Origin of the sequence: Herbaspirillum sp. NPDC101397 (assembly GCF_044767325.1) — a bacterium.
Classification (GTDB): Bacteria; Pseudomonadota; Gammaproteobacteria; order Burkholderiales; family Burkholderiaceae_D; genus Herbaspirillum.
This window is the reverse complement of the sequence record NZ_JBIWNS010000002.1, coordinates 653,985-677,149: the sequence shown is the minus strand read 5'-3', so window position 1 is coordinate 677,149 and position 23,165 is coordinate 653,985. Positions and strand designations below refer to the sequence as shown.

General features: G+C 60.6%; 23 protein-coding genes and 1 tRNA gene. 17 read left to right on the top strand and 7 right to left on the bottom strand.

Going from position 1 to position 23,165, the window contains the following annotated elements:
* Positions 1-61 precede the first annotated feature (61 nt).
* The 5 genes from ACIROW_RS07835 (at position 62) to ACIROW_RS07815 (ending at position 3,917) form a co-directional block, all read left to right on the top strand.
* A complete protein-coding gene (locus ACIROW_RS07835) occupies positions 62-535 on the top strand; it encodes a response regulator (RefSeq protein ID WP_402273771.1) in 474 nt (157 codons plus the stop codon).
* 128 nt (positions 536-663) lie between these two features.
* Entirely contained in the window at positions 664-2,685 is a 2,022-nt protein-coding gene (locus ACIROW_RS07830; protein ID WP_402273768.1) for a PAS domain-containing protein, read from the top strand.
* A gap of 215 nt (positions 2,686-2,900) precedes the next feature.
* Positions 2,901-3,074, top strand: coding sequence for a CsbD family protein (locus ACIROW_RS07825; protein WP_402273766.1), 174 nt, complete (start codon positions 2,901-2,903; stop codon positions 3,072-3,074).
* Positions 3,075-3,273: 199 nt separating this feature from the next.
* Entirely contained in the window at positions 3,274-3,594 is a 321-nt protein-coding gene (locus tag ACIROW_RS07820; protein ID WP_402273763.1) for a hypothetical protein, read from the top strand.
* Between the two features lie 107 nt (positions 3,595-3,701).
* Positions 3,702-3,917: a glycine zipper 2TM domain-containing protein gene (locus ACIROW_RS07815; protein WP_116433817.1), complete on the top strand. Its 216-nt coding sequence runs from the start codon at positions 3,702-3,704 to the stop codon at positions 3,915-3,917.
* Positions 3,918-4,010: 93 nt separating this feature from the next.
* Here ACIROW_RS07815 and ACIROW_RS07810 read toward each other — a convergent pair whose 3' ends face one another.
* The 3 genes from ACIROW_RS07810 to ACIROW_RS07800 all read right to left on the bottom strand — a co-directional run bounded on the left by ACIROW_RS07810 (position 4,011) and on the right by ACIROW_RS07800 (position 5,514).
* On the bottom strand, positions 4,011-4,334 hold the full coding sequence (locus tag ACIROW_RS07810; RefSeq protein ID WP_402273761.1) for a hypothetical protein: 324 nt from the start codon (positions 4,332-4,334) through the stop codon (positions 4,011-4,013).
* A 105-nt stretch (positions 4,335-4,439) separates the two neighbouring features.
* Positions 4,440-4,598 (bottom strand): DUF3309 family protein, encoded by a 159-nt coding sequence (locus ACIROW_RS07805; RefSeq protein WP_083458346.1) that lies wholly within the window; start codon positions 4,596-4,598, stop codon positions 4,440-4,442.
* A gap of 73 nt (positions 4,599-4,671) precedes the next feature.
* The gene (locus tag ACIROW_RS07800; RefSeq protein ID WP_402273759.1) at positions 4,672-5,514 is read right to left on the bottom strand and encodes an autotransporter outer membrane beta-barrel domain-containing protein; all 843 of its coding nucleotides are present in this window, start codon (positions 5,512-5,514) and stop codon (positions 4,672-4,674) included.
* 450 nt (positions 5,515-5,964) lie between these two features.
* Here ACIROW_RS07800 and ACIROW_RS07795 point away from each other — a divergent pair, with 450 nt between their 5' ends.
* The 9 genes from ACIROW_RS07795 to ACIROW_RS07755 all read left to right on the top strand — a co-directional run bounded on the left by ACIROW_RS07795 (position 5,965) and on the right by ACIROW_RS07755 (position 15,929).
* The gene (locus ACIROW_RS07795) at positions 5,965-6,591 is read left to right on the top strand and encodes an ANTAR domain-containing response regulator (protein WP_116433814.1); all 627 of its coding nucleotides are present in this window, start codon (positions 5,965-5,967) and stop codon (positions 6,589-6,591) included.
* 437 nt (positions 6,592-7,028) lie between these two features.
* The gene (locus tag ACIROW_RS07790) at positions 7,029-8,201 is read left to right on the top strand and encodes a CmpA/NrtA family ABC transporter substrate-binding protein (RefSeq protein WP_402273757.1); all 1,173 of its coding nucleotides are present in this window, start codon (positions 7,029-7,031) and stop codon (positions 8,199-8,201) included.
* Between the two features lie 84 nt (positions 8,202-8,285).
* Positions 8,286-9,200, top strand: coding sequence for a nitrate ABC transporter permease (ntrB, locus tag ACIROW_RS07785; RefSeq protein ID WP_402273755.1), 915 nt, complete (start codon positions 8,286-8,288; stop codon positions 9,198-9,200).
* A gap of 65 nt (positions 9,201-9,265) precedes the next feature.
* Complete coding sequence (locus ACIROW_RS07780) at positions 9,266-10,075, top strand: ABC transporter ATP-binding protein (RefSeq protein WP_402273753.1); 810 nt, start codon at positions 9,266-9,268, stop codon at positions 10,073-10,075.
* Between the two features lie 33 nt (positions 10,076-10,108).
* Positions 10,109-10,825, top strand: coding sequence for a methyl-accepting chemotaxis protein (locus ACIROW_RS07775; RefSeq protein WP_402273751.1), 717 nt, complete (start codon positions 10,109-10,111; stop codon positions 10,823-10,825).
* Positions 10,826-10,906: 81 nt separating this feature from the next.
* Positions 10,907-11,821: a LysR family transcriptional regulator gene (locus tag ACIROW_RS07770; RefSeq protein ID WP_402273748.1), complete on the top strand. Its 915-nt coding sequence runs from the start codon at positions 10,907-10,909 to the stop codon at positions 11,819-11,821.
* A gap of 121 nt (positions 11,822-11,942) precedes the next feature.
* Positions 11,943-12,815, top strand: coding sequence for an NAD(P)-dependent oxidoreductase (locus ACIROW_RS07765; RefSeq protein ID WP_402273746.1), 873 nt, complete (start codon positions 11,943-11,945; stop codon positions 12,813-12,815).
* 26 nt (positions 12,816-12,841) lie between these two features.
* Positions 12,842-14,353, top strand: a complete 1,512-nt coding sequence (locus tag ACIROW_RS07760; RefSeq protein ID WP_402273744.1) for an aldehyde dehydrogenase family protein — start codon at positions 12,842-12,844, stop codon at positions 14,351-14,353.
* A gap of 241 nt (positions 14,354-14,594) precedes the next feature.
* On the top strand, positions 14,595-15,929 hold the full coding sequence (locus ACIROW_RS07755; RefSeq protein WP_402273742.1) for a DUF3100 domain-containing protein: 1,335 nt from the start codon (positions 14,595-14,597) through the stop codon (positions 15,927-15,929).
* Positions 15,930-16,010: 81 nt separating this feature from the next.
* On the opposite strand, the gene ACIROW_RS07750 is transcribed toward ACIROW_RS07755, so the two are convergent.
* Together ACIROW_RS07750 and ACIROW_RS07745 are read right to left on the bottom strand one after the other, a co-directional pair.
* The gene (locus ACIROW_RS07750; protein ID WP_402273740.1) at positions 16,011-16,385 is read right to left on the bottom strand and encodes a DUF423 domain-containing protein; all 375 of its coding nucleotides are present in this window, start codon (positions 16,383-16,385) and stop codon (positions 16,011-16,013) included.
* An 83-nt stretch (positions 16,386-16,468) separates the two neighbouring features.
* On the bottom strand, positions 16,469-17,470 hold the full coding sequence (locus ACIROW_RS07745; protein ID WP_402273737.1) for a ChuX/HutX family heme-like substrate-binding protein: 1,002 nt from the start codon (positions 17,468-17,470) through the stop codon (positions 16,469-16,471).
* 939 nt (positions 17,471-18,409) lie between these two features.
* Here ACIROW_RS07745 and ACIROW_RS07740 point away from each other — a divergent pair.
* The 3 genes from ACIROW_RS07740 to ACIROW_RS07730 all read left to right on the top strand — a co-directional run bounded on the left by ACIROW_RS07740 (position 18,410) and on the right by ACIROW_RS07730 (position 21,758).
* Entirely contained in the window at positions 18,410-19,303 is an 894-nt protein-coding gene (locus ACIROW_RS07740) for a phytanoyl-CoA dioxygenase family protein (protein ID WP_402273735.1), read from the top strand.
* A gap of 14 nt (positions 19,304-19,317) precedes the next feature.
* On the top strand, positions 19,318-20,196 hold the full coding sequence (locus ACIROW_RS07735; RefSeq protein WP_402273733.1) for a sugar phosphate isomerase/epimerase family protein: 879 nt from the start codon (positions 19,318-19,320) through the stop codon (positions 20,194-20,196).
* Positions 20,197-20,369: 173 nt separating this feature from the next.
* Positions 20,370-21,758 (top strand): MFS transporter, encoded by a 1,389-nt coding sequence (locus ACIROW_RS07730; RefSeq protein WP_402273730.1) that lies wholly within the window; start codon positions 20,370-20,372, stop codon positions 21,756-21,758.
* 29 nt (positions 21,759-21,787) lie between these two features.
* On the opposite strand, the gene ACIROW_RS07725 is transcribed toward ACIROW_RS07730, so the two are convergent.
* Positions 21,788-22,819 carry a LacI family DNA-binding transcriptional regulator gene (locus ACIROW_RS07725; protein ID WP_402273727.1) on the bottom strand — a complete coding sequence of 344 codons (1,032 nt, stop codon included), beginning with the start codon at positions 22,817-22,819 and terminating at the stop codon, positions 21,788-21,790.
* A 260-nt stretch (positions 22,820-23,079) separates the two neighbouring features.
* Positions 23,080-23,155: transfer RNA gene (locus ACIROW_RS07720), tRNA-Lys, on the bottom strand.
* Positions 23,156-23,165 lie beyond the last annotated feature (10 nt).

The following is a 23,165-nucleotide window of genomic DNA, read 5'->3' as shown; positions in this document are numbered from 1 at the left end:
GGGAGACGAGCGGCAATGCGCCGCATTGATTGTTGATTGTTAGTCGTTTTGGATAGTTATCATGGAAGATGTGCTGCAAGAACTAGCGACAAGGAAGGGTCATTCAGCGGATGCGCCGCTCAAAATCTTCCTGGTTGAAGATTCGGCGGATGTGCGGGATCTCATCATTGAAAGTCTCGCCGAGATTCCTGGCGTGGTGCTGGCCGGCTACTCCGAGACCGAGCAGGATGCCATGGCCCGCCTGGAAAACGAGAACTATGACGTGCTCATTCTCGACATCCAGCTCAAGCAGGGCAACGGCATGCACTTGCTGCAATCGCTGGCGCGCACCGGAAAACGTCGCCATGACGAACTCAAGATCATCTTCAGCAACCACGTCAGTTCAACCTACCGCCGCGTCGGCGTGCAGTACGGGGTGCAATTCTTCTTTGACAAGTCGTCGGAATTCACCAAGCTGCGCAGCCTGATCGAACGCATCAGCGGGCGCGGGGCTGCGGGGAAAAGCAATTCGTCGCACGGTTTCGCACCAGCCTAGGTTTCCGTCGCCGGGACGTCGTCCCAACGCTCGCATCACCATGCCGCGGTGTTGCAACCCAATATAATGTCTATGCATGCCGCCGCGCCTCGCTGCGCGGCCAACGAAAAAATCAGGGGCTTCAGCACATGCACATGACGCCAGTCAGAAACGATATCGGCGAAAGCTCTTCGCTCGAACATTACGTCGCCACCCAGGCCAACTTCGCCAGTATCATCAGCGCTGCCATGAGCCTGGCGATGATCATTGCGCTATTCGGCGTGGTGGTGCTCATCAGTTGCTACGCCGACGATGGTTATCGCCGGATCCTGGCCGACCTCATCGCGGTGCAGGGCAGCTCGGCGGCCGGTTTCATTCTTTCAGGCGCTGCTCTCTACCTGCAATGTCTCAACGTCGGCAAGACCAGTCGCAAGCTCGCCGTATCAGCCCGCGTGGTTGCGGTGCTGCTGTTACTGCTCAGCGGCGGCTTCCTGCTGCAGAATCTGTTGGGCGTGAAGTTATTGCATGCAGCGTTGCCGGTCCTGACTTTGGCGGGGAGCGCATTTGGCGCGGAGATTCATCCACTCGCCGCAGGTTGTTTCCTGCTGACGGCACTGATCCTGCTGCTGCAGGACCTGCGCATCCGTGGCGGTCACTATCCGGCTGAATACCTGGCTTTCATTCTGATCGGCCTGAGCGCGATCCCGCTGGTCGGCTACCTGTATGGCATCAGCAAACTGACTTTCCTGCGTTATTCGACCGGCATTCCCTTACTGACCGCGCTGGGCTTCCTGCTGCTCGGTGCTGCGCTGCTGATGGCGCGGCCTTCGCATCGCCTGATGTCCATCATCATCGGCCACGCGCCGGGCGGCAACATGTTGCGCCGTCTGTTGCCGTCGATGCTGTTCCTGATCCTGTTGCTTAATCTGCTGGTGGCCAAGGGGGCCGAGCGCGGGATGTATTCCGATCAGCTGATGTTGCCGTTCCTGACCCTGATCGACGGCGCACTGGTGGTGTTCGTGTTCTGGCGCTTCGCCGGCAAGCTTGATCGCGAATATGGCGCGCGCATGCAGAGTGCGGCCAAGTTGGCCGAAGCCAATTCCTTGCTGACCGCGGTGAGCGACAGTACCCGCGAACCGATCTTCGTCAAGAATCGCCAGGGGTTGCTGGTGTTCGCCAATCCTGCGTTGTTGCAGCAGGTCGGGAAGACCTGGGAAGAGGCGATGTATCGCTCCAGCCGCGAGCTGTTCTCAGAGCGGGAAGAAGCCGATCGCATCGATGAAGACGACAAGCGCGTCATGGCGCATGGCTTGCCGGAGACGATCGAGCAAACCTTGCATCTGCAGCATGGCATCTTCACCTACCAATCCACGCGGGTGCCCTGGTTCGACAAGGCGGGCAACGTTCTTGGCGTGATCGGCATCAGTACCGATATTTCCGAACGCAAGCGTGCCGAAGACTCTCTGCGCGAGCGCGAAGCGCAGCTGGAGAAAGCCGTGGTCGAGCGTACCGCCTTGCTGCGCGAGCTGACCAACCACCTGGAAACCGTACGCGAAGAAGAGAAGCGCGCCATCGCACGCGAGCTGCATGACAACATGGGCGCCTCGCTGACGGCGCTGAGCATGCATCTGGAGAGTGTCTACAAGATTTTGCCGGAAGACGAGAAGTGGCAGGAACGCAAACCGCGCATGCAGGGACTGATGAGTTCGCTGGTGAGCACGACGCGGCGCATCCAGACCGAGTTGCGTCCGAACATGCTGGACCTGTTCGGACTCAAGGCGGCCATCACCGAGCAGCTCGATGAACTTGCCGAGCGCACCGGCATGACCTGCAAGGCCAGCCTGCCGGATGAAGACGTGACCATTGGACACGAGATGGAAATCGCCATCTATCGCATGCTGCAGGAGATGCTCAACAACGTCACCAAACATGCCAAGGCCAGCCAGGTTGACGTGATCCTGGATGTCGATGAAGAGCAGGTCTCGCTGACGGTGCGCGACAACGGTGTCGGCATTCCGCAAGAGCGCCAGGACAACAACAAGACTTATGGTTTGCGCGGCTTGCGCGAACGCGCCACTTTCTTCGGCGGTAATGCCGTGATCCGCTCCACGCCAGGCAACGGCTCCATCATTTCCATACGTCTTCCGCTGGCGCCTGCCGCCGACGTCTGAACTCCCGGCCTGCACGTACGCTGCAGGCCAGTCTTCGGCAATTCCTCTCCCTGACGCTTTTTTTTCGCATTGTCCTACGCTGCAAAGCGGGGCTGTCTTATGGTTCGAAAAAGCACTGCTGGTTAAGATGAATCATCGCGTTTCCACTCAAGGAGATGTGTGCAGTTGACTGTTTCAGATGACAGTAACTGGTCCCTTCACTTTCAGGAGCCATCATGAATAAAGATCAAGTTCAAGGCAAGGCAAAAGAAGTAGCAGGCAAGGTCCAGCAAAAAGCCGGCGAAATGGTTGATAGCAAGGAACAGCAAGTCAAGGGCGCTGCAAAGCAAATTGACGGCACTGTTCAAAAGAGCTATGGCGACGCCAAGGAAGCGCTGAAGGACCGTTAAGCCGCTTAATGAAATGGGAGCTTCCAGCTCCCATTTTCATGTCTTGGCCAAGGCGATCTGTAGGAATCGTCTTACGGCAGAATCGGAGAAGCACGGCTGTTGAGCGCAATCCTATTTTGTCATGATGACCCGGTATCGCTGGTGCATTCACTTAAACATTCCCGCGTCGTGAAGCGTACGACTTGTCGAGGGAGGGATTATGAAAAAAATAACTACAGTGGCTTTGCTCGTATTGTCCGGTGCAATGGTGTGTTCCCCAGCCTTCGCCGTCAATGGAACAACGAGCGGCGCCGATGCCCCGCAGGCACTGGCGCATTCGAAGGCAAACACTGCCAGGTCCAAAGCCGTATCCGGTGCGGACAAGAAAAAATTCCTCTATCTCGACATGGTTCAGCGCAAGCATCCCCAATCGATCCGCAATGCGGTCATCGTGTATGAGCATCCCGGTTTGAAAAAACAGACCTGCGATGCCAAGGACGCGAAAAGTGTAAGCGAATGTTTGCGTAGTCCATCGACATGAAACTCGCACGTTGAACGTGGTCTAAAAATTACCGGCTCATCATTTGAGTCCACGAGAATCGACTGCTGCATCCCGCAGCAACAACCATTTTTTGAAGAGGTGTCATCATGAAAATAACACATAAAATCGCAGTGACTTCGATCACTGTCTGTGCCCTGACAATCCTGAGCGGTTGCAGCGGCATGTCGGCCCGGGATCGCGATACGGCTGTCGGCGCCGGCGTCGGAGCAGTCGGCGGCGCAGTGCTGACCGGCGGTAGCGCCATCGGTACTGTCGGCGGCGCAGCAGTCGGCGGCGTGATCGGTAATCAGGTCGGCAAGTAAGCGCGGACAAACTGCCTTGCAATGAAAAAGGGGACCTGCGGGTCCCCTTTTTGCATCCGTGAGCAGTATGGGCTCATCTTGACTGCGTCATGCTCATTCTGCTGCGCTGCGCGCTTTCAGGATGCGTTTGGCGCGCGCCAGGTCGCTGTTCATGTGGGCGCGTGCATCCTTGCGGCAAGCCTTGGCTTCGGCGCCCTTGAGCGGCTTGCACTCCTGCAGTGCCTGCGCACCGGCGGCGCGGGCTTCTTTCACCAGCGTCTTGTAATGCAGCTGGGCGGTGTCGTCGCCTTGGTACCAGCGTGCGGGATCTTCCTGGGAAACGTCTTCTTCGGCGGCAAACGACGGCGCGTGCGCGGCAAGGCCGGCAGCCAGCAGGAACGGCAGCAGAAGCAGATGTGGTCGGCGATTTTTTCTCATCGTTGCAGACTCCTCCGGTAAAAATGATGAACGGCGCTGCACCATCAAGATGCAACGCCGTCCATCATATCCTGTTTGCCCTGCGTGGCAGGGAAAACCCCCGGTCTATAGTCGTCCGAGCAACACCAGGATCAGCAGGATGATGACGATCGTGCCGGCAATCCCGCTGGGGCCATAACCCCATGAACGGCTATGCGGCCAGGTCGGCAGGGCGCCGATCAGGATCAGAATAAGAACGATCAGAAGTATGGTGCCGAGTGTCATGTTGTTCTCCTTGTTGTTACTGCAGGGTTGCAGCGTTCATCGTCGCCATGCGGAATTCCGCATGGCGTCCATGTTAGAAACGGACCTTCACGTAAGCCGAAGGCCCTTTAAGACGAATATCCAGATTGGCGTCGTTGATGGCGCCGCCGCCGTCGCGGTTGATCTTGATGCGGGTAATGCCGTAGTCGGCGCCGATACCGAGGTTGGCCAGCGGATACCACTCGGCGCCGAGTGCTGCGCCATAAATGTGGCCGGTGACCTTGCCCCAGTTTTTCTTGACGCCGGAGGCTTCTGCATAAATGCGGAAGTCTTTACTGAAGGCATGTTTCCAACCGAGTTCCAGCAGGGGCGCCCAGGTCTTTTCGGAGTAGCTGTCGCTGAAGGTGCCGGCGGCGCCGTTCAGTGTGGCGGATGCATTGACGTCAATCTTGGCGCGATAGTAGCCGGCGCCGAGTCCGATGCCGAAGACGTCATTGCCTTGTCCGATCCACCACTTGTAGGCCAGCGACGCCATGTCGACCTGGATGTTGGCGTCGCCGTTGGCGTTGAGGGTTGAGCCGGTGCCGACAGGAATGGTGCGGTTGATGGCGCCGCCGTAATTCTTTTTGTACGTGAAATAGTCGAACGACAAGCCCTGGCTGTCGAACAGCAGCAACTCTGCGCGCACGCGCGGCAGGGCGGTGCGATCGCGGTCAATGTCGCCGGACTGATACGAGCCGTATTGGGAGTTGGCATTGACCCGGAAAGTCGGGTCAACATAGTAGGCGCCTGCCGACAAGCTGAAACGATCCAGCGCGGGCGAAGGATCAGCCAGCGCGCTGGCAGAGGTCAGCGCAAGTGCGCTGCCGGCGGCAAAATAAGTAACGAATTGCACGGACTTGCCGACGGCCGGCAGGCAACGAATGCGACGTGACATGGGTAATCTCCTCCTGGCGGAAAGCCGAATCAAAAATAGTGTCCACTGTGCGAAGGCAGTTGACGCAATGGATGTTAACAACCGCCTTGCTTACGGTAGATAGGCGTCTTCCTCAATTTCCTGTAGGAAAAGGCGAGTTGCGCAGTAGGGAATACGGCATGGCGATGCGACCGCGTCACGTTTTTCTGGTTTGATTTTTGCTTGCATGATGCTGACGGTGCAGCAGGCAGAACGCGAAAAGAATGCATCACAAGATGATGGAAAGTGTGCGGCATTTCCAAATGGGTTACTATTCGCCCGCTGCATCCGGGGATATTCGGGCGGGCATGCAGCGTGGAGGTGTGGCAACATGAAGCCGGTGCAATCCGGTATGGGATGTGCCACAGCCACCCAGACCCGTAACGCGTTCAGAATCGATTTACGATGTCCAGGCGAACATTGGAACCTCACATGCGCAATCTACGCATTGTCGTCGTCAACACCATCATCGACCATGCCGATGATGAGACCGACACCGACCTGCAGGAGCAGGCCGAGCGTGGCAAAGCCTTGCGCATCGGCTTGCTGGAGGCCGGCTACAACATCATCGCCTCGCTGCCGGCCGACCTGTACCTGCCCGAGCGCATCGCCCAGCTTCAGCCCGACATGATCATCATCGACGCCGAGTCTGATGCGCGCGACGTGCTCGAGCACATCGTCATCGCCACGCGCGACGAGCGCCGCCCCATCGTCATGTTCACCGAAGACGACAACACCAGCACCATGGAAGCCGCCATGGAAGCCGGCGTCACTGCCTACATCGTGGCCGGATTGCAAGCTGAACGCATCAAGCCGGTGCTCGACGTGGCGCTGGCGCGCTTCCGCCAGGAGCAGAAGCTGCTGACCGAATTGTCCGACACCAAGCACAAGCTGGCCGAACGCAAAGTGATCGAGCGCGCAAAGGGCCTGCTGATGTCCCGCCACAAGCTGTCGGAGGACGAAGCCTATCAAAAGCTGCGCAGCATGGCCATGAACAAGAACCTCAAGCTCTCGGAAATCGCCCAGCGCCTGCTGGACGTCGAAGACTTGCTCGGCTGACACTTTTCCCGCATGCGGCGGCGTGCATGCACCGCCAAATTGGTGCGCAGCACAAAGGCGGTGCGCCTCCACGCTTGCAAACTCCCCTCGCTTTCCTTTCAAACCTGTTACGCCGGATTGTCGCTTTGCCCATGAGCGGCGCGGCTTTTAAGTGTTTTATAAGCTGCTTGGCACGCTCTTTGCTGAATCGTCTGCATTAGCGCAAGGTTTGCGCAATGAACGATCCGGCCAATGGCGGTCGGATCCATCCAAGACAAAGGCGTCTTTCGACATGACTCAGTGCATGCCGAAGGGACGCCTTTTTTTTTGCCGCCGAACAAATGGGGAATGCGATGGAATTCAAAGAGCAAGCGAGCAAGGCCGTGGAAGCTGTGAACGAAGTGGATTTCAAGCGTCGTCAATTGATTCAGACTGCAGGACTTGCAACGGGAGCGAGCATGTTGGGACTAGCCACGGGAGGAGCCTGGGCGGCCGGCTCCGATAAACCGGAGAAGGAAGAAGTGAAGATCGGTTTCATTCCGCTGACCGATTGCGCTTCCGTCGTGATGGCCTCGGTGCTCGGTCTCGACAAGAAATACGGCATCAAGATCGTGCTCAGCAAGGAAGCCTCCTGGGCCGGCGTGCGCGACAAGCTGACCAACGGCGAGCTGGACGCGGCGCACGTGCTCTACGGCCTCATCTATGGCGTGCAGATGGGCATCGGCGGGCAAAAGAAAGACATGGCCGTGCTCATGAACCTGAACAACAATGGCCAGGCCATCACGCTGTCGAAGAAGATCGCCGACAAAGGGGGCGTCGACGGTCCGTCGCTGGCCAAGCTGATGCAAACCGACAAGCGCGAATACACCTTTGCGCAGACTTTCCCGACCGGCACCCACGCGATGTGGCTGTACTACTGGCTGGCCGCCAACGGCATCAATCCGATGAAGGACGCCAAGGTCATTACCGTACCGCCGCCGCAGATGGTGGCCAACATGCGAGTCGGCAACATGGATGGTTTCTGCGTTGGCGAGCCCTGGGGCCACCGCGCGATCGTCGACGGTGTCGGCATCACCGCCACCACCACGCAGGACATCTGGAAAGACCATCCGGAAAAAGTCCTCGGCACCACGCTCGACTTCGCCAAGAAATATCCGAACACCTGCCGCGCCATGATGGCGGCGATCCTCGAGGCCGGAAAATGGATCGACGCCTCGCTGGCCAACAAGAACAAGATGGCCGAAGTGATCGCCGACAAGTCCTACGTCAACACCAGCAAGGACGTCATCGATCAACGCATCATGGGGCGCTACCAGAACGGTCTCGGCAAGACCTGGGACGACCCGAACTACATGAAGTTCTACAACGACGGCGCGGTCAACTTCCCGTACCTGTCGGACGGCATGTGGTTCATGACGCAGCATCGCCGCTGGGGCCTGCTCAAGGACGATCCGGATTACCTGGCCGTGGCCAAGTCGGTCAACCAGATTGATTTGTACAAGGACGCCGCGACCATGACCAAGACCAGCATTCCGAAGGACGTGATGCGTACATCGAAGCTGATGGACGGCACCGTATGGGACGGCAAGAATCCGAAAGCCTACGCCGCTTCGTTCAAGGTCAAGGCCTGAGCGTTTGCGTCGTCAGGCCGATGCAGGCCGACGGATTGCAAGACATCTTGCAGCAGCATCAAGTGATCAAGTGAAGGAATCGATATGAGCGCAGTCATGGAAACGATGATGAACGACAAGCCCGCACCGGCCTCGCCGACAACCACCGCTGCGGCGGCAGCTTCCGTTGCTGCTCCCGCTCCGGCGGTGAAGAAAGTGAAAGCCGCGAAGAGAAACCTGCCGTTTGCAGGCTGGTTCATGAAGGTGTTGCCGCCGTTGACCGGCCTCGCTTTCCTGGTGCTGGTGTGGCAGATCGTCGCCGCCAAGACCGGTAATTTCCCGACGCCGCTGGTGACCTTGCAGGAGGCCATCAAGCTGTTCTCCGATCCGTTCTACCGCACCGGTCCGAACGACCAGGGCATCGGCTGGAACGTACTGGCGTCGCTGCAGCGCGTGGCGATCGGCTTCGGCCTGGCGGCAGTGGTGGGCATTCCGCTGGGCTTCCTGATCGGTCGCGTGCGTTTTTTGTCAGGCATGTTCGGTCCCATCATCAGCTTGCTGAAACCGGTGTCGCCGCTGGCCTGGTTGCCGATCGGCCTGCTCGTGTTCAAGTCGGCCAATCCGGCGGCGATCTGGTCGATCTTCATCTGCTCGATCTGGCCGATGATCATCAACACCGCCGTCGGCGTGCAGCGTGTGCCGCAGGATTACATGAACGTGGCGCGCGTGTTGAATCTGTCGGAATGGAAGATTCTCACCAAGATCCTGTTCCCGTCGGTGCTGCCGTACATGCTGACCGGCGTGCGTCTTGCCATCGGCACCGCCTGGCTGGTGATCGTCGCGGCGGAAATGCTGACCGGCGGCGTCGGCATCGGCTTCTGGGTCTGGGATGAATGGAACAACCTGAACGTGCCGCACATCATCATCGCGATCGTGGTGATCGGCGTGGTGGGCCTGATCCTCGAGCAGCTGCTGGTGGCGCTGGCCAAGGCTTTCACGTATGAAGAAGTCAGCAGTTGAGCAGGTACGGTTTCAATGCAACGCAATGCAATGACTAACGCTTAACAAAGCAACAGGGGATTCTGATGGACATGCATAACAAGTTTATCGACATCAATGGCGTCGAGATGGTGTTCCACACCAAGAAGGGCAGCTTCCATGCGCTGCGCGACATCAACCTGACCGTGCAGAAGGGCGAGTTCATCACGTTGATCGGCCACTCCGGCTGCGGCAAGTCGACGCTGCTGAACCTGATCGCCGGCCTGCTCAAGCCGAGCGACGGCCTCCTTCTGTGCGCCAACCGCGAAATCGCCGGACCGTCGCCGGAGCGCTCGGTGGTGTTCCAGAACCACTCGCTGCTGCCGTGGCTGACCTGCTACGAGAATATTTTTCTGGGCGTCGAGCGCGTCTTCGGCGCCACCGAAAATCGTACCCAGCTGCGCGACCGCACACGCGCCGCGCTGGCGCTGGTGGGATTGACGGCGGCCGAGACCAAGCGTCCCAATGAAATCTCCGGCGGCATGAAGCAGCGTGTCGGCATCGCCCGCGCGCTGGCGATGGAACCCAAGGTCCTGCTGATGGACGAGCCGTTCGGCGCACTCGATGCACTGACCCGCGCGCACCTGCAGGATGAGCTGCTGAAGATCGTCGCCAAGACCGAGTCGACCGTCGTCATGGTCACGCATGACGTCGACGAAGCGGTGCTGCTGTCGGATCGCATCGTCATGATGACCAACGGTCCCGCCGCTACCATCGGCGAAATTCTCGAGGTAAAGCTGGCGCGTCCGCGCGAACGCGTGGCGCTGGCGCAGGACGCGCAGTATTCCGAATACCGCACGGCGGTGCTGGAATTCCTGTATCGCAAGCAGGCGCATCCGGCCAAAGAAGCTGCATAAGAATATCTCCAGGGCTCACATGAAAGGAATGCCATGATGGCGTCCGCACAAATCAGGCTGGTGCAGAACGACGAGACCGACAGCGGCAACGGCAGCAACGGCAGCAACGGCAGCGATATCAAGCCGTTGTCAGGTGAAGTGTTCGGCGCATTGATCAACTTGTCCGGGCGCCGGCGTTTCACCTCGCAGCGATTGGTGCTGTATGCGGTGCTGGCGTCGCAAGGCCACGACGGTGCGGCGAAGACGGCGCGCGAGGCGCTGGCCTTGTTCCGCGGCGCGCACACGGCGCTGGTCAAGGGTTCCGACACCGTGCCGGGGATTTTTTGCGAAGAAGTGCGCGAAGCCTATTTCGGCAAGCTGGCCGGCGACGCGCAGATCGTCTACTTCATCAACCTGGCCGAGCGCACGCTCAACGCCATCGAGGATCGACTGCGCGATGCGCCGGCGCTGCTGGAGGAACTGGTGCGCATCACCACGCCGCTGCTGAGCGTGCTGAACCAGATCACCAGCGTCTATGAAGAACAATCGAAGCGCCACGCCGTGCTGATGAAAAAGCAGCTGCGCGGCATCATGACCGACATCGAAACCATCGCCAAGCAGGCCAAGATGGTGTCCTTCAATGCGCGCATCGTGGCCGCGCGCGCGGGGCAGGCGGGCAAGGAATTTTCGGTCGTTGCGGGCGTGCTGTCGAACATCACCACCGAGATCGACGACCTCGTCCGGGCGGCGCTGAGCGGGGCGGCGGCTTGAGTTTTTCGTGGCGGATTAAGATCATTTCCCTGATTCTGTTCTAATTGAGGCAACTCAAAACAGAACAGGCAGGGAAGGGCGATGAAAAAACTCAGCGAGCAGCGGCTCGTCTATTTCTTTGAAGCGGTCCAGTGCGGCAGCGTGCGCGCGGCGGCCGACAAGCTCGATATCGCACCGTCGGCGGTGAGCCGCCAGATCACATTGCTCGAGCAGGAAATCGCCATTCCCGTCATGGAGCGGCACCGCCGCGGCGTGGTGCCCACCGAAGCGGGCCAGTTGCTGATCGATTACTACCGCGAACAAGGCGCCCACCAGGCCGATCTGTTGTCCAAACTGCAAGGCCTGCGCGGACTCAAGCGCGGACATGTCAGCATCGTCATCGGCGAAGGTTTCGTGAGCGATTTCATGAGCCGGCCGATGGCCTATTTCTGCGAACGCCATCCACAGATTTCAGTCTCGCTTGATCTTGCCGGCACCAACGATGTGTTGCGCATGGTGGCCGAAGACATCGCCGAAATCGGCCTGGTCTACAACCCGCCCGCCGACCCCAAGATCGTCTCACGCTCGGTGCAGCGGCAGCCGATGATGGCGGTCGTCAGCGCCAACTCGCCGCTGCGCAACAGCAAGTCCTGCACCTTGCAGGAGCTCAGCGAATATCCGGTCGGATTGATGCATACGTCCTACGGCACCCGGCAATTGCTGGCGCTGGCCGAATACGCCGCCAAGATCAAGCTCAATCCGACGCTGACCACCAACTCCATCAACGTGCTCAAGCATTTCGTCAGATCCGAACTAGGCGTGACGCTGCTGCCGCGCTTTGCCGTATCGACCGAGCTGGCGGCGGGCGAACTGTTCGCAATTCCTCTCGAGGACGACGTGCTGGCGGTCGCCGAAGTGCACCTGGTCACGCGCGTCGGCCGCAAATTGTCGGTGGCGGCCAATCGTTTCGTGTCGTATTCGAGCTCGCTGATGCAGGCATTTCAGGTCACCAGCTGAATTGTTCTGTGTTCTCATAAATAGAACAATATCGGCTTTTCGATGTAATTGACGCTCACCTCGGCTGCTTGCACACTGGATCCGTCTGATTTGACGTACGACTTATCCAGTGAGGAGCGGCATGAAACATATCGGTGTGGCAGGGTTGGGCAACATGGGGCGCGGCATGGCGCTGTCGTTGCAACGCGGCGGCTTTACGGTGTCCGGTTACGATCCGGCGGCTGCGGCGACGGAAAGCATCGCGCGCGAAGGCGTGCGGACATTTGCGTCCGTGGCGGCGCTGGCGGCGGAAGTCGATGTACTGATCCTGTCGCTGCCGACCTCGGACGTAGTGGAGGCGGTGGTGTTCGGCGCCGACGGCGTGCTCGCCGGCGCCAAGCCGGGCCTGCTGGTGGTCGACACCACCACGGCCGATCCCAACAGTACGCGCAAGGTCGCTGCAGCGCTGGCGGAAAAGGGCGTGCGCTTCATCGATGCGCCGGTCAGCGGCGGTCCCAAGGGCGCCATCACCGGCACCATGACCATGGTGCTGGGCGGCGCGGCGGAAGATGTCGCAGCGGTCACGCCAGTGCTCGAAGCCATGAGCGCCAAGCGCGTGCACGTCGGACCGGTCGGCGCCGGTCATGTCACCAAATTGCTCAACAACCTGATGTGCGGCGCGCACCTGATCGTCGCCGGCGAAGCGGCGCGCATCGCCGCCGCGGCCGGCCTCGATGCGCAGCAGATCTTTGAAGGCATCAACGCCGGCTCGGGCCGCAGCGGCGTCACGCAAGTCAACTATCCCACCTGGATTTTCAACGACGCCTTCGACTCCGGATTCACGATGAAGCTCATGCGCAAGGACTTGCGCCTGGCGATGGGTTTGCTGAGCGAGCTCGGCACCTCGGCACCGCTGTCGGGCGAGGTCGGCCGCCTGTGGGCCGCGAGTGGGGACGCAGCCGGCACCGCCGACGGCGAGGATTTCAATCGCATCGTGCAGTTCATCGAGAAATAAATCACCTACATCATCAGGAGTCTTGAATGCAATCGAATGAAGCAGAACAATTGTTGGCGGCGTTCGCGCCGTTCTTTCCGGGCGCCGGATTTGTCGGTTCGTATGTCGGCGGCAAGCTGGTGCAGGGCGATGGTGCGATGGTGGTGCTGCAGAATCCCGCCACCGGCGCCGACAGCCTGAGCTATCGCGACGCCGGTGCAGCAGTCGTGCAGCTGGCCGCCGAGGCGGCGCTGGCGGCGCAGGCAGAATGGTGGAAGCTGACGCACGCCGCGCGCGGCCGCATCGTCTTCGCCGTCGGCCAGAAAATCCGTGACAACACAGAAGCGCTGGCGCAGCTGGAGTCGCTCAGCGCTGGCAAGCCGATCCGCGATTGCCGCGGCGAAGTGGCAAAGGTCGCCGAGATGTTCGAGTACTACGCCGGCTGGACCGACAAGTTTTACGGCGACGTGATTCCGGTGCCCAGTTCGCATCTGAATTACACGCGCCGCGAGCCGGTCGGCGCGGTGCTGCAGATCACGCCGTGGAATGCGCCGATCTTCACCTGCGGCTGGCAGGTCGCGCCGGCGATTGCGATGGGCAACGCGGTGCTGCTCAAACCATCCGAGCTGACGCCGTTCACTTCGCTGGCGGTGGCGGCGTTGGCCGAACAGGCCGGCGTGCCCAAGGGGCTGATCAACGTGCTGGCCGGTCAAGGCCATACGGTCGGCCAGGCCGCCATCGATCATCGCGTCGTCAAGAAAGTGGTGTTCGTCGGCTCGCCGCAAACCGGCAAGAAGATCGCCGAAGCCGCCGCGCGCCGCTTGCTGCCGTGCGTGCTCGAGCTGGGTGGCAAGTCGGCCAACATCGTGTTCGCCGACGCCGACCTCAAGCGCGCCTGCCTCGGCGCGCAGGCGGCGATCTTTTCGTCCGCCGGGCAAAGCTGCGTGGCCGGCTCGCGTGTGCTGGTGCAGCGCGCGGTGTATGACGAATTCGTCGCCATGCTGGCCAACGGCGCCGGCAAGATCAAGGTCGGGCAGCCGCATGATGCGCAGACTGAAGTCGGGCCTATTTCCAATCGCAAGCAGTACGACCACGTGCGCGGCATGATCGCCGAAGGCGTGCGCAACGGTGCGCGGCTGGCGACAGCGGAGCAGGATTTTTCGGCGCCGGGATTCTTTGTGCGGCCGACCGTGCTGGCCGACGTCAGCAACGACATGGCCGTGGCGCAGCAGGAGATTTTCGGACCGGTGGTGGTGGCGATTCCGTTCGATACCGAGGAAGACGCGGTGCGCATCGCCAACGACAGCGACTTTGGCCTGGCCGGCGCGGTCTGGACCAATGACGTGGCGCGTGCGCATCGCGTGGCGGCCAACATCAACGCCGGTACCTTCTGGATCAACGGCTACAAGACCATCAACGTAACCTCGCCGTTCGGCGGTTACGGCCAGAGCGGCTATGGCCGGTCCAGCGGCGTCGAAGCCTTGTACGAATACACGCAGACCAAGAGCGTGTGGGTCGAGACGGCGAAAGAACCGGCAGCGACCTTCGGCTACGTATGACGCGAACCGGTTCGGATGGGATAGGCAACAGGCTGGCCCTGTTCCCGCCCAATGAGAACGATGTCATTTTCATTGCGGCGCGGAGCAGGGCAAGGCATGATTGACGCCGGACAACGAAGGCGATCAAGAAACACGTCGAAACGCCGTCATCAATCGTTGCAACAAGAATAGCTGTATCAGGGAGGGCCGCGCACAATGCGGCTTTGAACAGTCTTCGCACACAATATCCGGAGGGAACAATATGCAAGCATCCGCCACAACACCACCCACAACACCCGTCATCCAGCCAGGACTGCAGACATGGAAGCTCTATGTGTATGCGGTGCTGATCCTGGTCGTGGCCGAACTGATCGGTTCGGTGGCGTTCAAGATGGGCCCGGGCAAAGTGGTGCTCCTGCCGATGGTCTGGGCGCTCATCATGGGCGCCGTGATCGGCAGCCTGCAATCGAAAATGGGACCGCTGGCGCTGACGCAGCCGTTGCAGTTCCGCGCGGCCGCCATCCTGCAGCCGGCGTTGCTGCTGTTCGTCGCCAAGCTCGGCCTGATGGTCGGCAGTTCGCTGCCGAAGATCATCGGCGCCGGCTGGGCCCTGGTGTTCCAGGAATTCGGCCACTTCGTCGGCACCATCGTGATCGGCTTGCCGCTGGCGCTGCTGCTGGGCATCAAGCGTGAAGCCATCGGCGCGACGTTCTCGGTCGGCCGCGAACCGAGCCTGGCGATCATCGGCGAACGCTACGGCATGAATTCGCCGGAAGGACGCGGCGTGCTGGCCGAGTACATCACCGGCACGCTGTTCGGCGCGGTCTTCATCGCGATCTTCGCCGGCTTCATCACCAGCCTCAATATCTTCCATCCGGTCGCACTGGCGATGGGTGCAGGCGTTGGTTCGGGCAGCATGATGGCGGCCGCGGCGGGCGCCATCGCCGCGCAGCAGACGCCGGAGATGGCCAAGGACGTGGCGACTTTCGCTGCAGCCAGCAACCTGATCACGACCACCATCGGCACCTACTTCACGCTGTTCATTTCGCTGCCGCTGGCGGTCTGGGGCTATCGCGTTCTGGAACCGATCATCGGCCGCACCACATCGTCCTCGAGCACAGCCGCCGACGACAAGCTGCATGAACAGACCCATACCGAAGTAGCGGACCTGAACCTGGCCGGCCGCATCGCCGCCTGGGTGTTCGCCGGCGTGCTGACCATCATCGCCAACTGGATCGCCTACAAGGTCGCGCCGCTGGAATCGGTGGGCTGTATCGTGATCATGATCGGCGCCGTGCTGGTCGGGGACCTGCTGTGCAACCTGACCGGCAGGAAGATTCCGGCGGTGTGCTGGGTGACGCTGGTGGCGATGTTCCTGACCTCGCCGGCCTGCCCATGGGCGGATGCGATCGTGGCCATTACCGGCAAGATCAACTTCCTGGCCGTGATCACGCCAATGCTGACCTTCGCCGGCCTGTCGATCGCCAAGGATATCCCGGCGTTCCGCAAGCTCGGCTGGCGCATCGTGCTGGTGTCGTTCGCCGCCAATGCGGGCACCTTCATCGGCGCTACGCTGATCGCGGAGTTCTTCCACTGATCTGCAGGCAAAGTGGTGCGTAAAAATGAAAAGGCCGGCAATTCACATTGCCGGCCTTTTTTTGCATGTGTGCAGCGACGTTTATTGCGCCTTGTAAGCCGCCCACGCCACCAGCAGCCAGCCTGCCAGGAAAGCCAGGCCGCCGATCGGCGTGATCGCGCCGAGGAAGCGCACGCCGCTCAACGCAAGTACATAAAGGCTGCCGCTGAAGATCACGATGCCGATGAACATCGCGCTGCCGGCCCAGCCGAGGATGGCGGGGCCGAACTTGGGAATCAGCAGCGCCACTGCGAACATGCCCAGCGCATGCACCATCTGGTAGATCACGGCGGTCTGCCAGATCGCCAGCATGTCGGCGTCAAGGACTTGCTTGAGGCCGTGCGCGCCGAATGCGCCCGCGCCGACCGCGATGAACATGTTGAGACCTGCCAGGATGACGAGAAGACGTTCGCTCATGTGTGATTCCCCAAAAAGTAAGATGCTTATTTTAATTGTTGTGCCGCCATCGCCATCGTCATTGATGGCAATGGGAGCGCGCGTCAGACGCCAAAAATCGGCATCAGCCGCATGATGGCGTCACGCCATTCGCGCGGCTCGGGCTGGCCGTTGGACTTCTTGCTCAGGAAGCTGGCGATGTGCGTGCCCTGGCGGTTGAACAATTCCAGCGAGGTGATGATGCCGTCGGTGGTCGGCTTCTTGGCGACCCAGACCGAATCGATGTGGTCTTCGCGCAGTTGCATGCGGAAACCTGAGTTCGTGATCTTCAGGCGCGAGTCCTTGACACGGATGTTCTTGATCTTGCCGTAGTAGGCCTGGACGATGCCGGCGTTGCCGACCTGCGCCATGATGGAGGTGCCGAATTCGGTCATGCGCTGCAAGATCACGCGCGCCGAATCGTTGGCGACCTGGTAGGCGAACGCCTTGCCGGCCAGACGCAGCTTGCGCAGCCGCTGCTGGTCGAAGGCTTCCTGGCGCTGGATGAAGTCATCGTGGTTGTGGGTGTGCGCCCAGTCCGCGCGTAAGGCGTCGACGTCGATCTGGCGCAGGCTGTCGTCTTCGCTTTCAGCGTCGCTGTTGAGTGGGTGGACCAGGTGCGGCGCAAGCTGCTCGGCAGCGGCATGGTCGCTGACCAATTGCCGGAACGATGCGATATCGCCGTTTTCACCGAGGACGATCTTGTGCATCATGCTGCCGAAGCGGTCGAAGAATTGCAGGCTGTGTTGCTTGCCGCCGCTGCAGACGTCGTGCTCTTCGAGCGCGTAGCCGTGTTCCCATTGCGGATAGAAAATCCGCAGATGCATGGCTTCGGCCGGCGCCAGTTCAATTTCATTGTCGACGTAGAGCGCGCCGCTGACGTTGTCTTTCTCAAGCAGGGCGGAGGAGTTGCGCGTAACTTCAGTGAGGCCGCCGAGCGTCGCGAGACGTTGCATCAGGGGCGCGAATTCGCCGCGCAGGCGCGTCGCGGTAGGCTGCAGCGCAATGCGTTGCACATCGGTCAGATTGGGCAGTTGCTGATCGTCGAGGGGGCGCAGACGCATCATGATCTTTTCCTTCGGTATTCGGTACGGCTTCATTTCCGGCGGCCGGTGCGAATGGGTGGCAGCGTTGGTGGCGTTCTCCGTAGCGTGCTCCGCATTCTTGATTCCGACCCATGTGGGGGCAGGTTGCTGATATCCAAGAGACAGGGAGATATCGGTGCCGCCGAGGGCATCGCATCGGAAGGAAAGTCGCGTGCTCTGTGGGCATCCGACCTTGAATCCATCAAATGAGAATAATTCTCATCTATTGTCGTGCATGGAGCACCAAATAGCAAGTCCGGTTAAACACTTTTACAGAAAGTTGATGACGCTAGGGCCTGTTAGCAATCAATTTGCGAATGCGAACGCGCGGCAGGCGTTGACTGCCTAGGCGCAGCGACGCGACGTAGCGGCACTACGGCAAGGAGCTGCAACAACGGCAGGCGACGCCTGCAGCCGTTCCCGAAGGGTTGCTGCCAGAAGGCGCGCTGGCGGCGTTGCATGGCTTGCAGGTGGGCCCGCCACCTGCTACGCCACGCGCCTTGCCAGCACGCCTTCTGGCAGCAACGCATCTCGTAAATTGATTGTTAACAGGCCCTGGGCTGTCAGAAAAGTGTTGAAAGTGTGTCCGTATGTAAGTCCTGTGGCGAGTGATGTTGCGGCGCGATAACCTGAACTCGTCTCCTCCAGTTCCTCCCTCTTGAATTGGATTCAGCCCCCGGCCCTTGAAGGCCAGGGGCTTTTTTTTGTCCTGTTCCAGCGTCGTCCGGCGCGCTTGAGCAACGGCGCATTCCGTGCCAGCGCTGCTGCTGTGCGCCATCAAAGTTCAGCCGTTTCTCCGGATTTCAGGTTGACACGGGATTTTGGCGGACCTAATATGTTCGCGCGAACATTGATTTTTGCTTTAATCCGGAAAGCGGCGAATTTGTCCGTCGCGGCCGTTCCAACATCAAGGAGAGCACCATGCTGACCCCTGCGCAGATCGCACAATATCGAACCGACGGCTTGCTGGTCGTGCCCGGTTTATTGGATGTTTTCACGCTGCAGCGGATGAAGGAGGCGCTCGCGCAATGGCAGGAACAATCGCGCGCCGTCGATACCCACACTCAGGTGTTCGATCTGGAAAACGGCCATAGCGCCGCCGATCCGCGCCTGCGTCGCATCAAGCAGCCACACAAACATCATCCGGTGTTCGAGGAGTTCATCCGCTCGCAGCCGGTGGTCGCGGTGCTGCAGGATTTGCTGGGGGAGGGGCTGCGATTGCAGAGCTCCAAGCTCAACCTGAAATCGCCGCGCTTCGGTTCTCCGGTGGAATGGCATCAGGACTGGGCATTCTATCCACACACCAATGACGACATCCTGGCGGTGGGCGTGATGCTCGACGACACTTCGCTGGAAAACGGCGCAATGCTGGTGGTGCCCGGCTCGCATACCGGCCCGACCTACGACCACCATGCCGACGGCCGATTCTGCGGCGCCATCGATCCGGCCACGCCGGGACTCAATCTCGACCGGGCAGTGCCGGTGACCGGCAAGGCGGGATCGGTGTCATTCCACCACGTGCGCGCGGTGCATGGTTCGGCGCAGAACCGCTCGACCATGTCGCGCAATTTCCTGCTGTATGAAGTGTGCGCGGCGGATGCTTTCCCGCTGCTGGGCGTGGCGGATTTCGATGAATTCAATTCGCGCCTGCTCAGCGGCGCACCGACCATCGTGCCGCGCTTTCGCGACGTGCCGGTGCGCATGCCGCTGCCGCCGGCGTTGAACCAGGGTTCGATTTACGAGAACCAGGCGTCCAGCGGAAAGCGCTTCTTCGATATTGCCGACGACGCGGCGGTGCAAGCCGTGTCCACCTGAGCCGGCCGCACACCATGCAACAGCTACGCGTCTATCAATCCCTGTGGGCCATGGAACGTCGTCGTCCAGACGGTCTGGAATGGACCCTGGAGCAGAAGCTCGCCATGATCCGCGACGCCGGTTTCGACGGCGCCGGCGTGCGCTTCTTCGATCGCGACTATGCACGCGAAGTCACGGCCTTCCTGCGTGAACACGGCATGAGCTGGCAGGCGCAGTGCTATCCACGCAGCGTCGACGAACTCAAGCCGATCATCGAGCACGTGCAGGAGTTCGGCGCCGACCACATCAACCTGCAGGCCGACGTGCGCCCCCATACGCTGGATGAGTGCATTCCCTATATTGAAGGATGGCGACGCCTGGCCGATGATGCCGGCATCGCATTGCACATCGAGACGCATCGCGACCGCATGACTACCGACCTGTTCTTCACGTTGCAGTTGCTGGACCGGTTTCCGGATCTGCGACTCACCGCCGACTTGTCGCACTACGTGGTGGGCCGCGAATTCGCCTGGCCGATTTCAGATGAGAACCACGCGTTGATGCACCGGATCATCGACAACGCCTGGGGCTTTCACGGTCGCGTCGCGAGCCGCGAGCAGATCCAGCTGCAACTGGCGTTTGCGCAGCATCAGCAATGGCTGGCGCTGTTCATGCAGTGGTGGGAATACGGATTCCGCAGCTGGCGCCGCCGTGCGCCGGTCGATGGGGTGCTGACGTTCCTGTGCGAACTCGGCCCGCCGGAATACGCCATGACCGGCGCCGACGGCTATGAGTTGTCGGACCGCTGGCAGGAAGCCGGCGTCATGAAGGACAGTGTGCGTGCGCTGTGGCGGGCCTGCGCAGACGATGCAGGAGCGGGGAAAGACACGGTACAGGAACGCGCAGCAGCATGATTTCAAGATTTCACATTTTCAGATCAACCAGCAAGGCCAAGGAGAAGTATCGCTTCCATCAATGAGCACACGGCGTCCCGCCGGTCGTAGATCGAGATAACACGACACGTCCCCATGCTTTAACATGAGAATGGGACCGGCAAGGGCGCCGATATCCACAGGAGACAGACAGCATGAATACAATCGCCAGCAGCCCGCGCGCGGACCACGCCCTCAGGTCCGTTTCAGAGCACCAGACTGAACGCGACGCCAGCAATGCAGCAGACCGCGAAAGGGCCGGACTGGAGCGCCAGCGCGTCATCGCGCTGCGTTCTTCGGTGGTCGGCACCGCGCTCGAATGGTATGACTTCTTCCTCTACGGCACCGCCGCGGCCATCGTCTTCAACGTGCTGTTCTTCACCAAGCTCGATCCCATGATCGGTACGCTGGCCGCCTTCGGTTCCTATGCGTTGGGTTTTGTGGTGCGTCCTCTGGGCGGTTTCGTGTTCGGTCATATCGGCGACCGCATCGGGCGCAAGAATGTGCTGGTGGTCACCTTGCTGATGATGGGACTGAGCACGACGCTGATCGGCTTCCTGCCGACCTATGCCAGCATCGGCATCGCGGCGCCCATCCTGCTGACGCTGTTGCGGCTGGTCCAGGGTTTCGCCGCCGGTGCGGAATTCGGCGGCGCCGTTACCATGTCGGCTGAATACGCGCCGGTCAACAAACGCGGCTACTACGCCAGCTGGCCCGGTGTCGGGGTGGCACTGGGAGTGGTGCTGTCGGCCGGCATTTTCACGCTGGTGCGGCAGATGCCGGAAGCCGATTTCATGGACTACGGCTGGCGCATTCCCTTCATCCTGAGCAGCATCGGCCTGGCCGTCGGGATGTACATTCGCCTGTACGTGCTGGAGTCGCCCGCGTTTGAAAAGATCAAGTCGAAGAAGGCCGTGCTGAAGTCGCCGATCTCGGCGGTGTGGAAACATCATCGTCGCCATCTGTTCATCGCCATCGGCGCACGCTTTTCGGAGAATACCGCCGGCTATATTTTTCAGGTGTGGGCGTTGTCCTACCTGACCGCGCAACTGAAAGTCGACGCCAGCATCGGCCTGATCGCAGTGCTGATCGGCGCAGGCCTGGGGGCCTTGCTTAATCCGTTCTGGGGCATGCTGTCGGATCGCATCGGCCGCAAGCCGGTGTATATCCTCGGCATCCTGGTCATGATCCTGGGCGCATGGCCGTTTTTCCTGATGCTGGAAACGCGTGAGACGCCGATGATCATTGGCGGCTTCGTGATGATGATCGTGTTCGGCCTGTATCCGATGTTCTCGGTGCAGGCGGCGTTCTTCGCCGAGCTGTTCCCGCCGAGCGCGCGCATGAGCGGCATCTGCATGGCGCGCGAACTGTCGTCGGTGATCACGGGCGGCATGGCGCCGGTCATTGCGACAGGGCTGCTGGCGTACTACGGCGGCAGCTATTACCCGATCATCGGTTATCTGGTGTTCATGGGTGGCGTCGCGCTGATCGCGTTGCTGATGGCGCCCGAGACGCGCGGCGTGGTCTACGACGAGGACGCCTGAACGCAAAGGTACACGGGCAGCGTCTGCGTTCAGGCGCTGCCGCGGCGCACGATGGAAAAGCCGAGATCGCTGACCGTGTCGGCCTCGGCATCTTTGCCGCCGAGCCGCGCCAGCAGCATCCTCGCCGCAGTCTCGCCGATGCGATGGCTGCTGACATGCACGGTGGTCAGCGGCGGATTGATTTCCGAGGCGATATCGAGATTGGCGAAGCCGGCGATGGCGATGTCCTGCGGAATGCGCACCTTGCGGCGATCGCACTCGAGTACCGCGCCGGCGGCGATCACATCGTTGCTGAAGAAGGCGGCGTCGACATCGGGATGCTGCTCCAGCAGCGTCACCATGGCTTCGCGGCCGCCTTGCAGGAATGATCCCGGGGACGCCGTGATGCGTATCGGCGCGCGCAGGCGATGCCGCTTGAGCGCGGCACTGAGCCCGGCCAGGCGCGCCACGCCGCGCGGATCTTCACCGCCGACGAAGGCAATGCGCCGATATCCTTGCTCAACCAGATAATCGCCCATGGCCGCGCCGGCGTCGTAGTTGGAGAAGCCCGCCAGCATATCGATCGGCTCCGGTGTCAGGTCCCAGGTTTCCACCACCGGAATGCCGGCGGTCTTGAGTCGTTGCAGCGTTGCGGCGGTATGCTGCACACCGGTCAGCACCAAGCCGTCGACACGGCGGCCGATGAAGGCTTCGACCAATCTGGTTTCAATGTCTTCGGAATAATCGCTCTGGCCCAACAGCAGCTGGTAGCCGTGCGCCATCAGATACTCCGACATGCCGCGCACGGTTTCCGCAAAGATCGAATGGCCGATGGTCGGCACCACGGCTGCAACAATGCGCGTACGCCGTGACGCCAGTCCACCGGCCAGCAGATTGGGGATGTAACCCATGCGGGCGATCTCGGCCTGGACGCGTTCACGCGTGGCCGGCGCCACCTTGTCGGGCGAGTTGATCACGCGCGACACGGTGATGTGCGACACGCCGGCGACGCGCGCAACATCTTCCTTGGTGACGGCCCGCGCCGGATTGCTGTCTTCTTGCGATGTAATTCTTTTTGCCATGCGGGTGGTCAGAGTGACGGGTTGTTGTCGCCGGAGAAAGCTTCCCGGCGACGCCTATTCTGACACCAAATGTACGATTTGCGACGCCAACTTGTCGGGACGGCAAGCATACAACACGACATCTTGAAAAGAGCCGTGCGGCCGCGCAGTGGGCGTAGGCAGCGGACACGACGTATCGCAACAGGCATGCACGATCACGATCGGAAATGAAAAAAAGGGCTCCAATTGCTTGGAACCCTTTTTAGCTACTGCTGAATTTCTGGTAGGCCGTGCGGGACTCGAACCTGCGACCAACGGATTAAAAGTCCGCTGCTCTACCAACTGAGCTAACGACCCGAAAGACCGC

Coding starts and splice junctions, on each gene's coding strand:
- ACIROW_RS07835 (WP_402273771.1), top strand. CDS start 62: ATGGAAGATGTGCTGCAAGAACTAGCGACAAGGAAGGGTCATTCAGCG.
- ACIROW_RS07830 (WP_402273768.1), top strand. CDS start 664: ATGCACATGACGCCAGTCAGAAACGATATCGGCGAAAGCTCTTCGCTC.
- ACIROW_RS07825 (WP_402273766.1), top strand. CDS start 2,901: ATGAATAAAGATCAAGTTCAAGGCAAGGCAAAAGAAGTAGCAGGCAAG.
- ACIROW_RS07820 (WP_402273763.1), top strand. CDS start 3,274: ATGAAAAAAATAACTACAGTGGCTTTGCTCGTATTGTCCGGTGCAATG.
- ACIROW_RS07815 (WP_116433817.1), top strand. CDS start 3,702: ATGAAAATAACACATAAAATCGCAGTGACTTCGATCACTGTCTGTGCC.
- ACIROW_RS07810 (WP_402273761.1), bottom strand. CDS start 4,334: ATGAGAAAAAATCGCCGACCACATCTGCTTCTGCTGCCGTTCCTGCTG.
- ACIROW_RS07805 (WP_083458346.1), bottom strand. CDS start 4,598: ATGACACTCGGCACCATACTTCTGATCGTTCTTATTCTGATCCTGATC.
- ACIROW_RS07800 (WP_402273759.1), bottom strand. CDS start 5,514: ATGTCACGTCGCATTCGTTGCCTGCCGGCCGTCGGCAAGTCCGTGCAA.
- ACIROW_RS07795 (WP_116433814.1), top strand. CDS start 5,965: ATGCGCAATCTACGCATTGTCGTCGTCAACACCATCATCGACCATGCC.
- ACIROW_RS07790 (WP_402273757.1), top strand. CDS start 7,029: ATGTTGGGACTAGCCACGGGAGGAGCCTGGGCGGCCGGCTCCGATAAA.
- ntrB (WP_402273755.1), top strand. CDS start 8,286: ATGAGCGCAGTCATGGAAACGATGATGAACGACAAGCCCGCACCGGCC.
- ACIROW_RS07780 (WP_402273753.1), top strand. CDS start 9,266: ATGGACATGCATAACAAGTTTATCGACATCAATGGCGTCGAGATGGTG.
- ACIROW_RS07775 (WP_402273751.1), top strand. CDS start 10,109: ATGATGGCGTCCGCACAAATCAGGCTGGTGCAGAACGACGAGACCGAC.
- ACIROW_RS07770 (WP_402273748.1), top strand. CDS start 10,907: ATGAAAAAACTCAGCGAGCAGCGGCTCGTCTATTTCTTTGAAGCGGTC.
- ACIROW_RS07765 (WP_402273746.1), top strand. CDS start 11,943: ATGAAACATATCGGTGTGGCAGGGTTGGGCAACATGGGGCGCGGCATG.
- ACIROW_RS07760 (WP_402273744.1), top strand. CDS start 12,842: ATGCAATCGAATGAAGCAGAACAATTGTTGGCGGCGTTCGCGCCGTTC.
- ACIROW_RS07755 (WP_402273742.1), top strand. CDS start 14,595: ATGCAAGCATCCGCCACAACACCACCCACAACACCCGTCATCCAGCCA.
- ACIROW_RS07750 (WP_402273740.1), bottom strand. CDS start 16,385: ATGAGCGAACGTCTTCTCGTCATCCTGGCAGGTCTCAACATGTTCATC.
- ACIROW_RS07745 (WP_402273737.1), bottom strand. CDS start 17,470: ATGATGCGTCTGCGCCCCCTCGACGATCAGCAACTGCCCAATCTGACC.
- ACIROW_RS07740 (WP_402273735.1), top strand. CDS start 18,410: ATGCTGACCCCTGCGCAGATCGCACAATATCGAACCGACGGCTTGCTG.
- ACIROW_RS07735 (WP_402273733.1), top strand. CDS start 19,318: ATGCAACAGCTACGCGTCTATCAATCCCTGTGGGCCATGGAACGTCGT.
- ACIROW_RS07730 (WP_402273730.1), top strand. CDS start 20,370: ATGAATACAATCGCCAGCAGCCCGCGCGCGGACCACGCCCTCAGGTCC.
- ACIROW_RS07725 (WP_402273727.1), bottom strand. CDS start 22,819: ATGGCAAAAAGAATTACATCGCAAGAAGACAGCAATCCGGCGCGGGCC.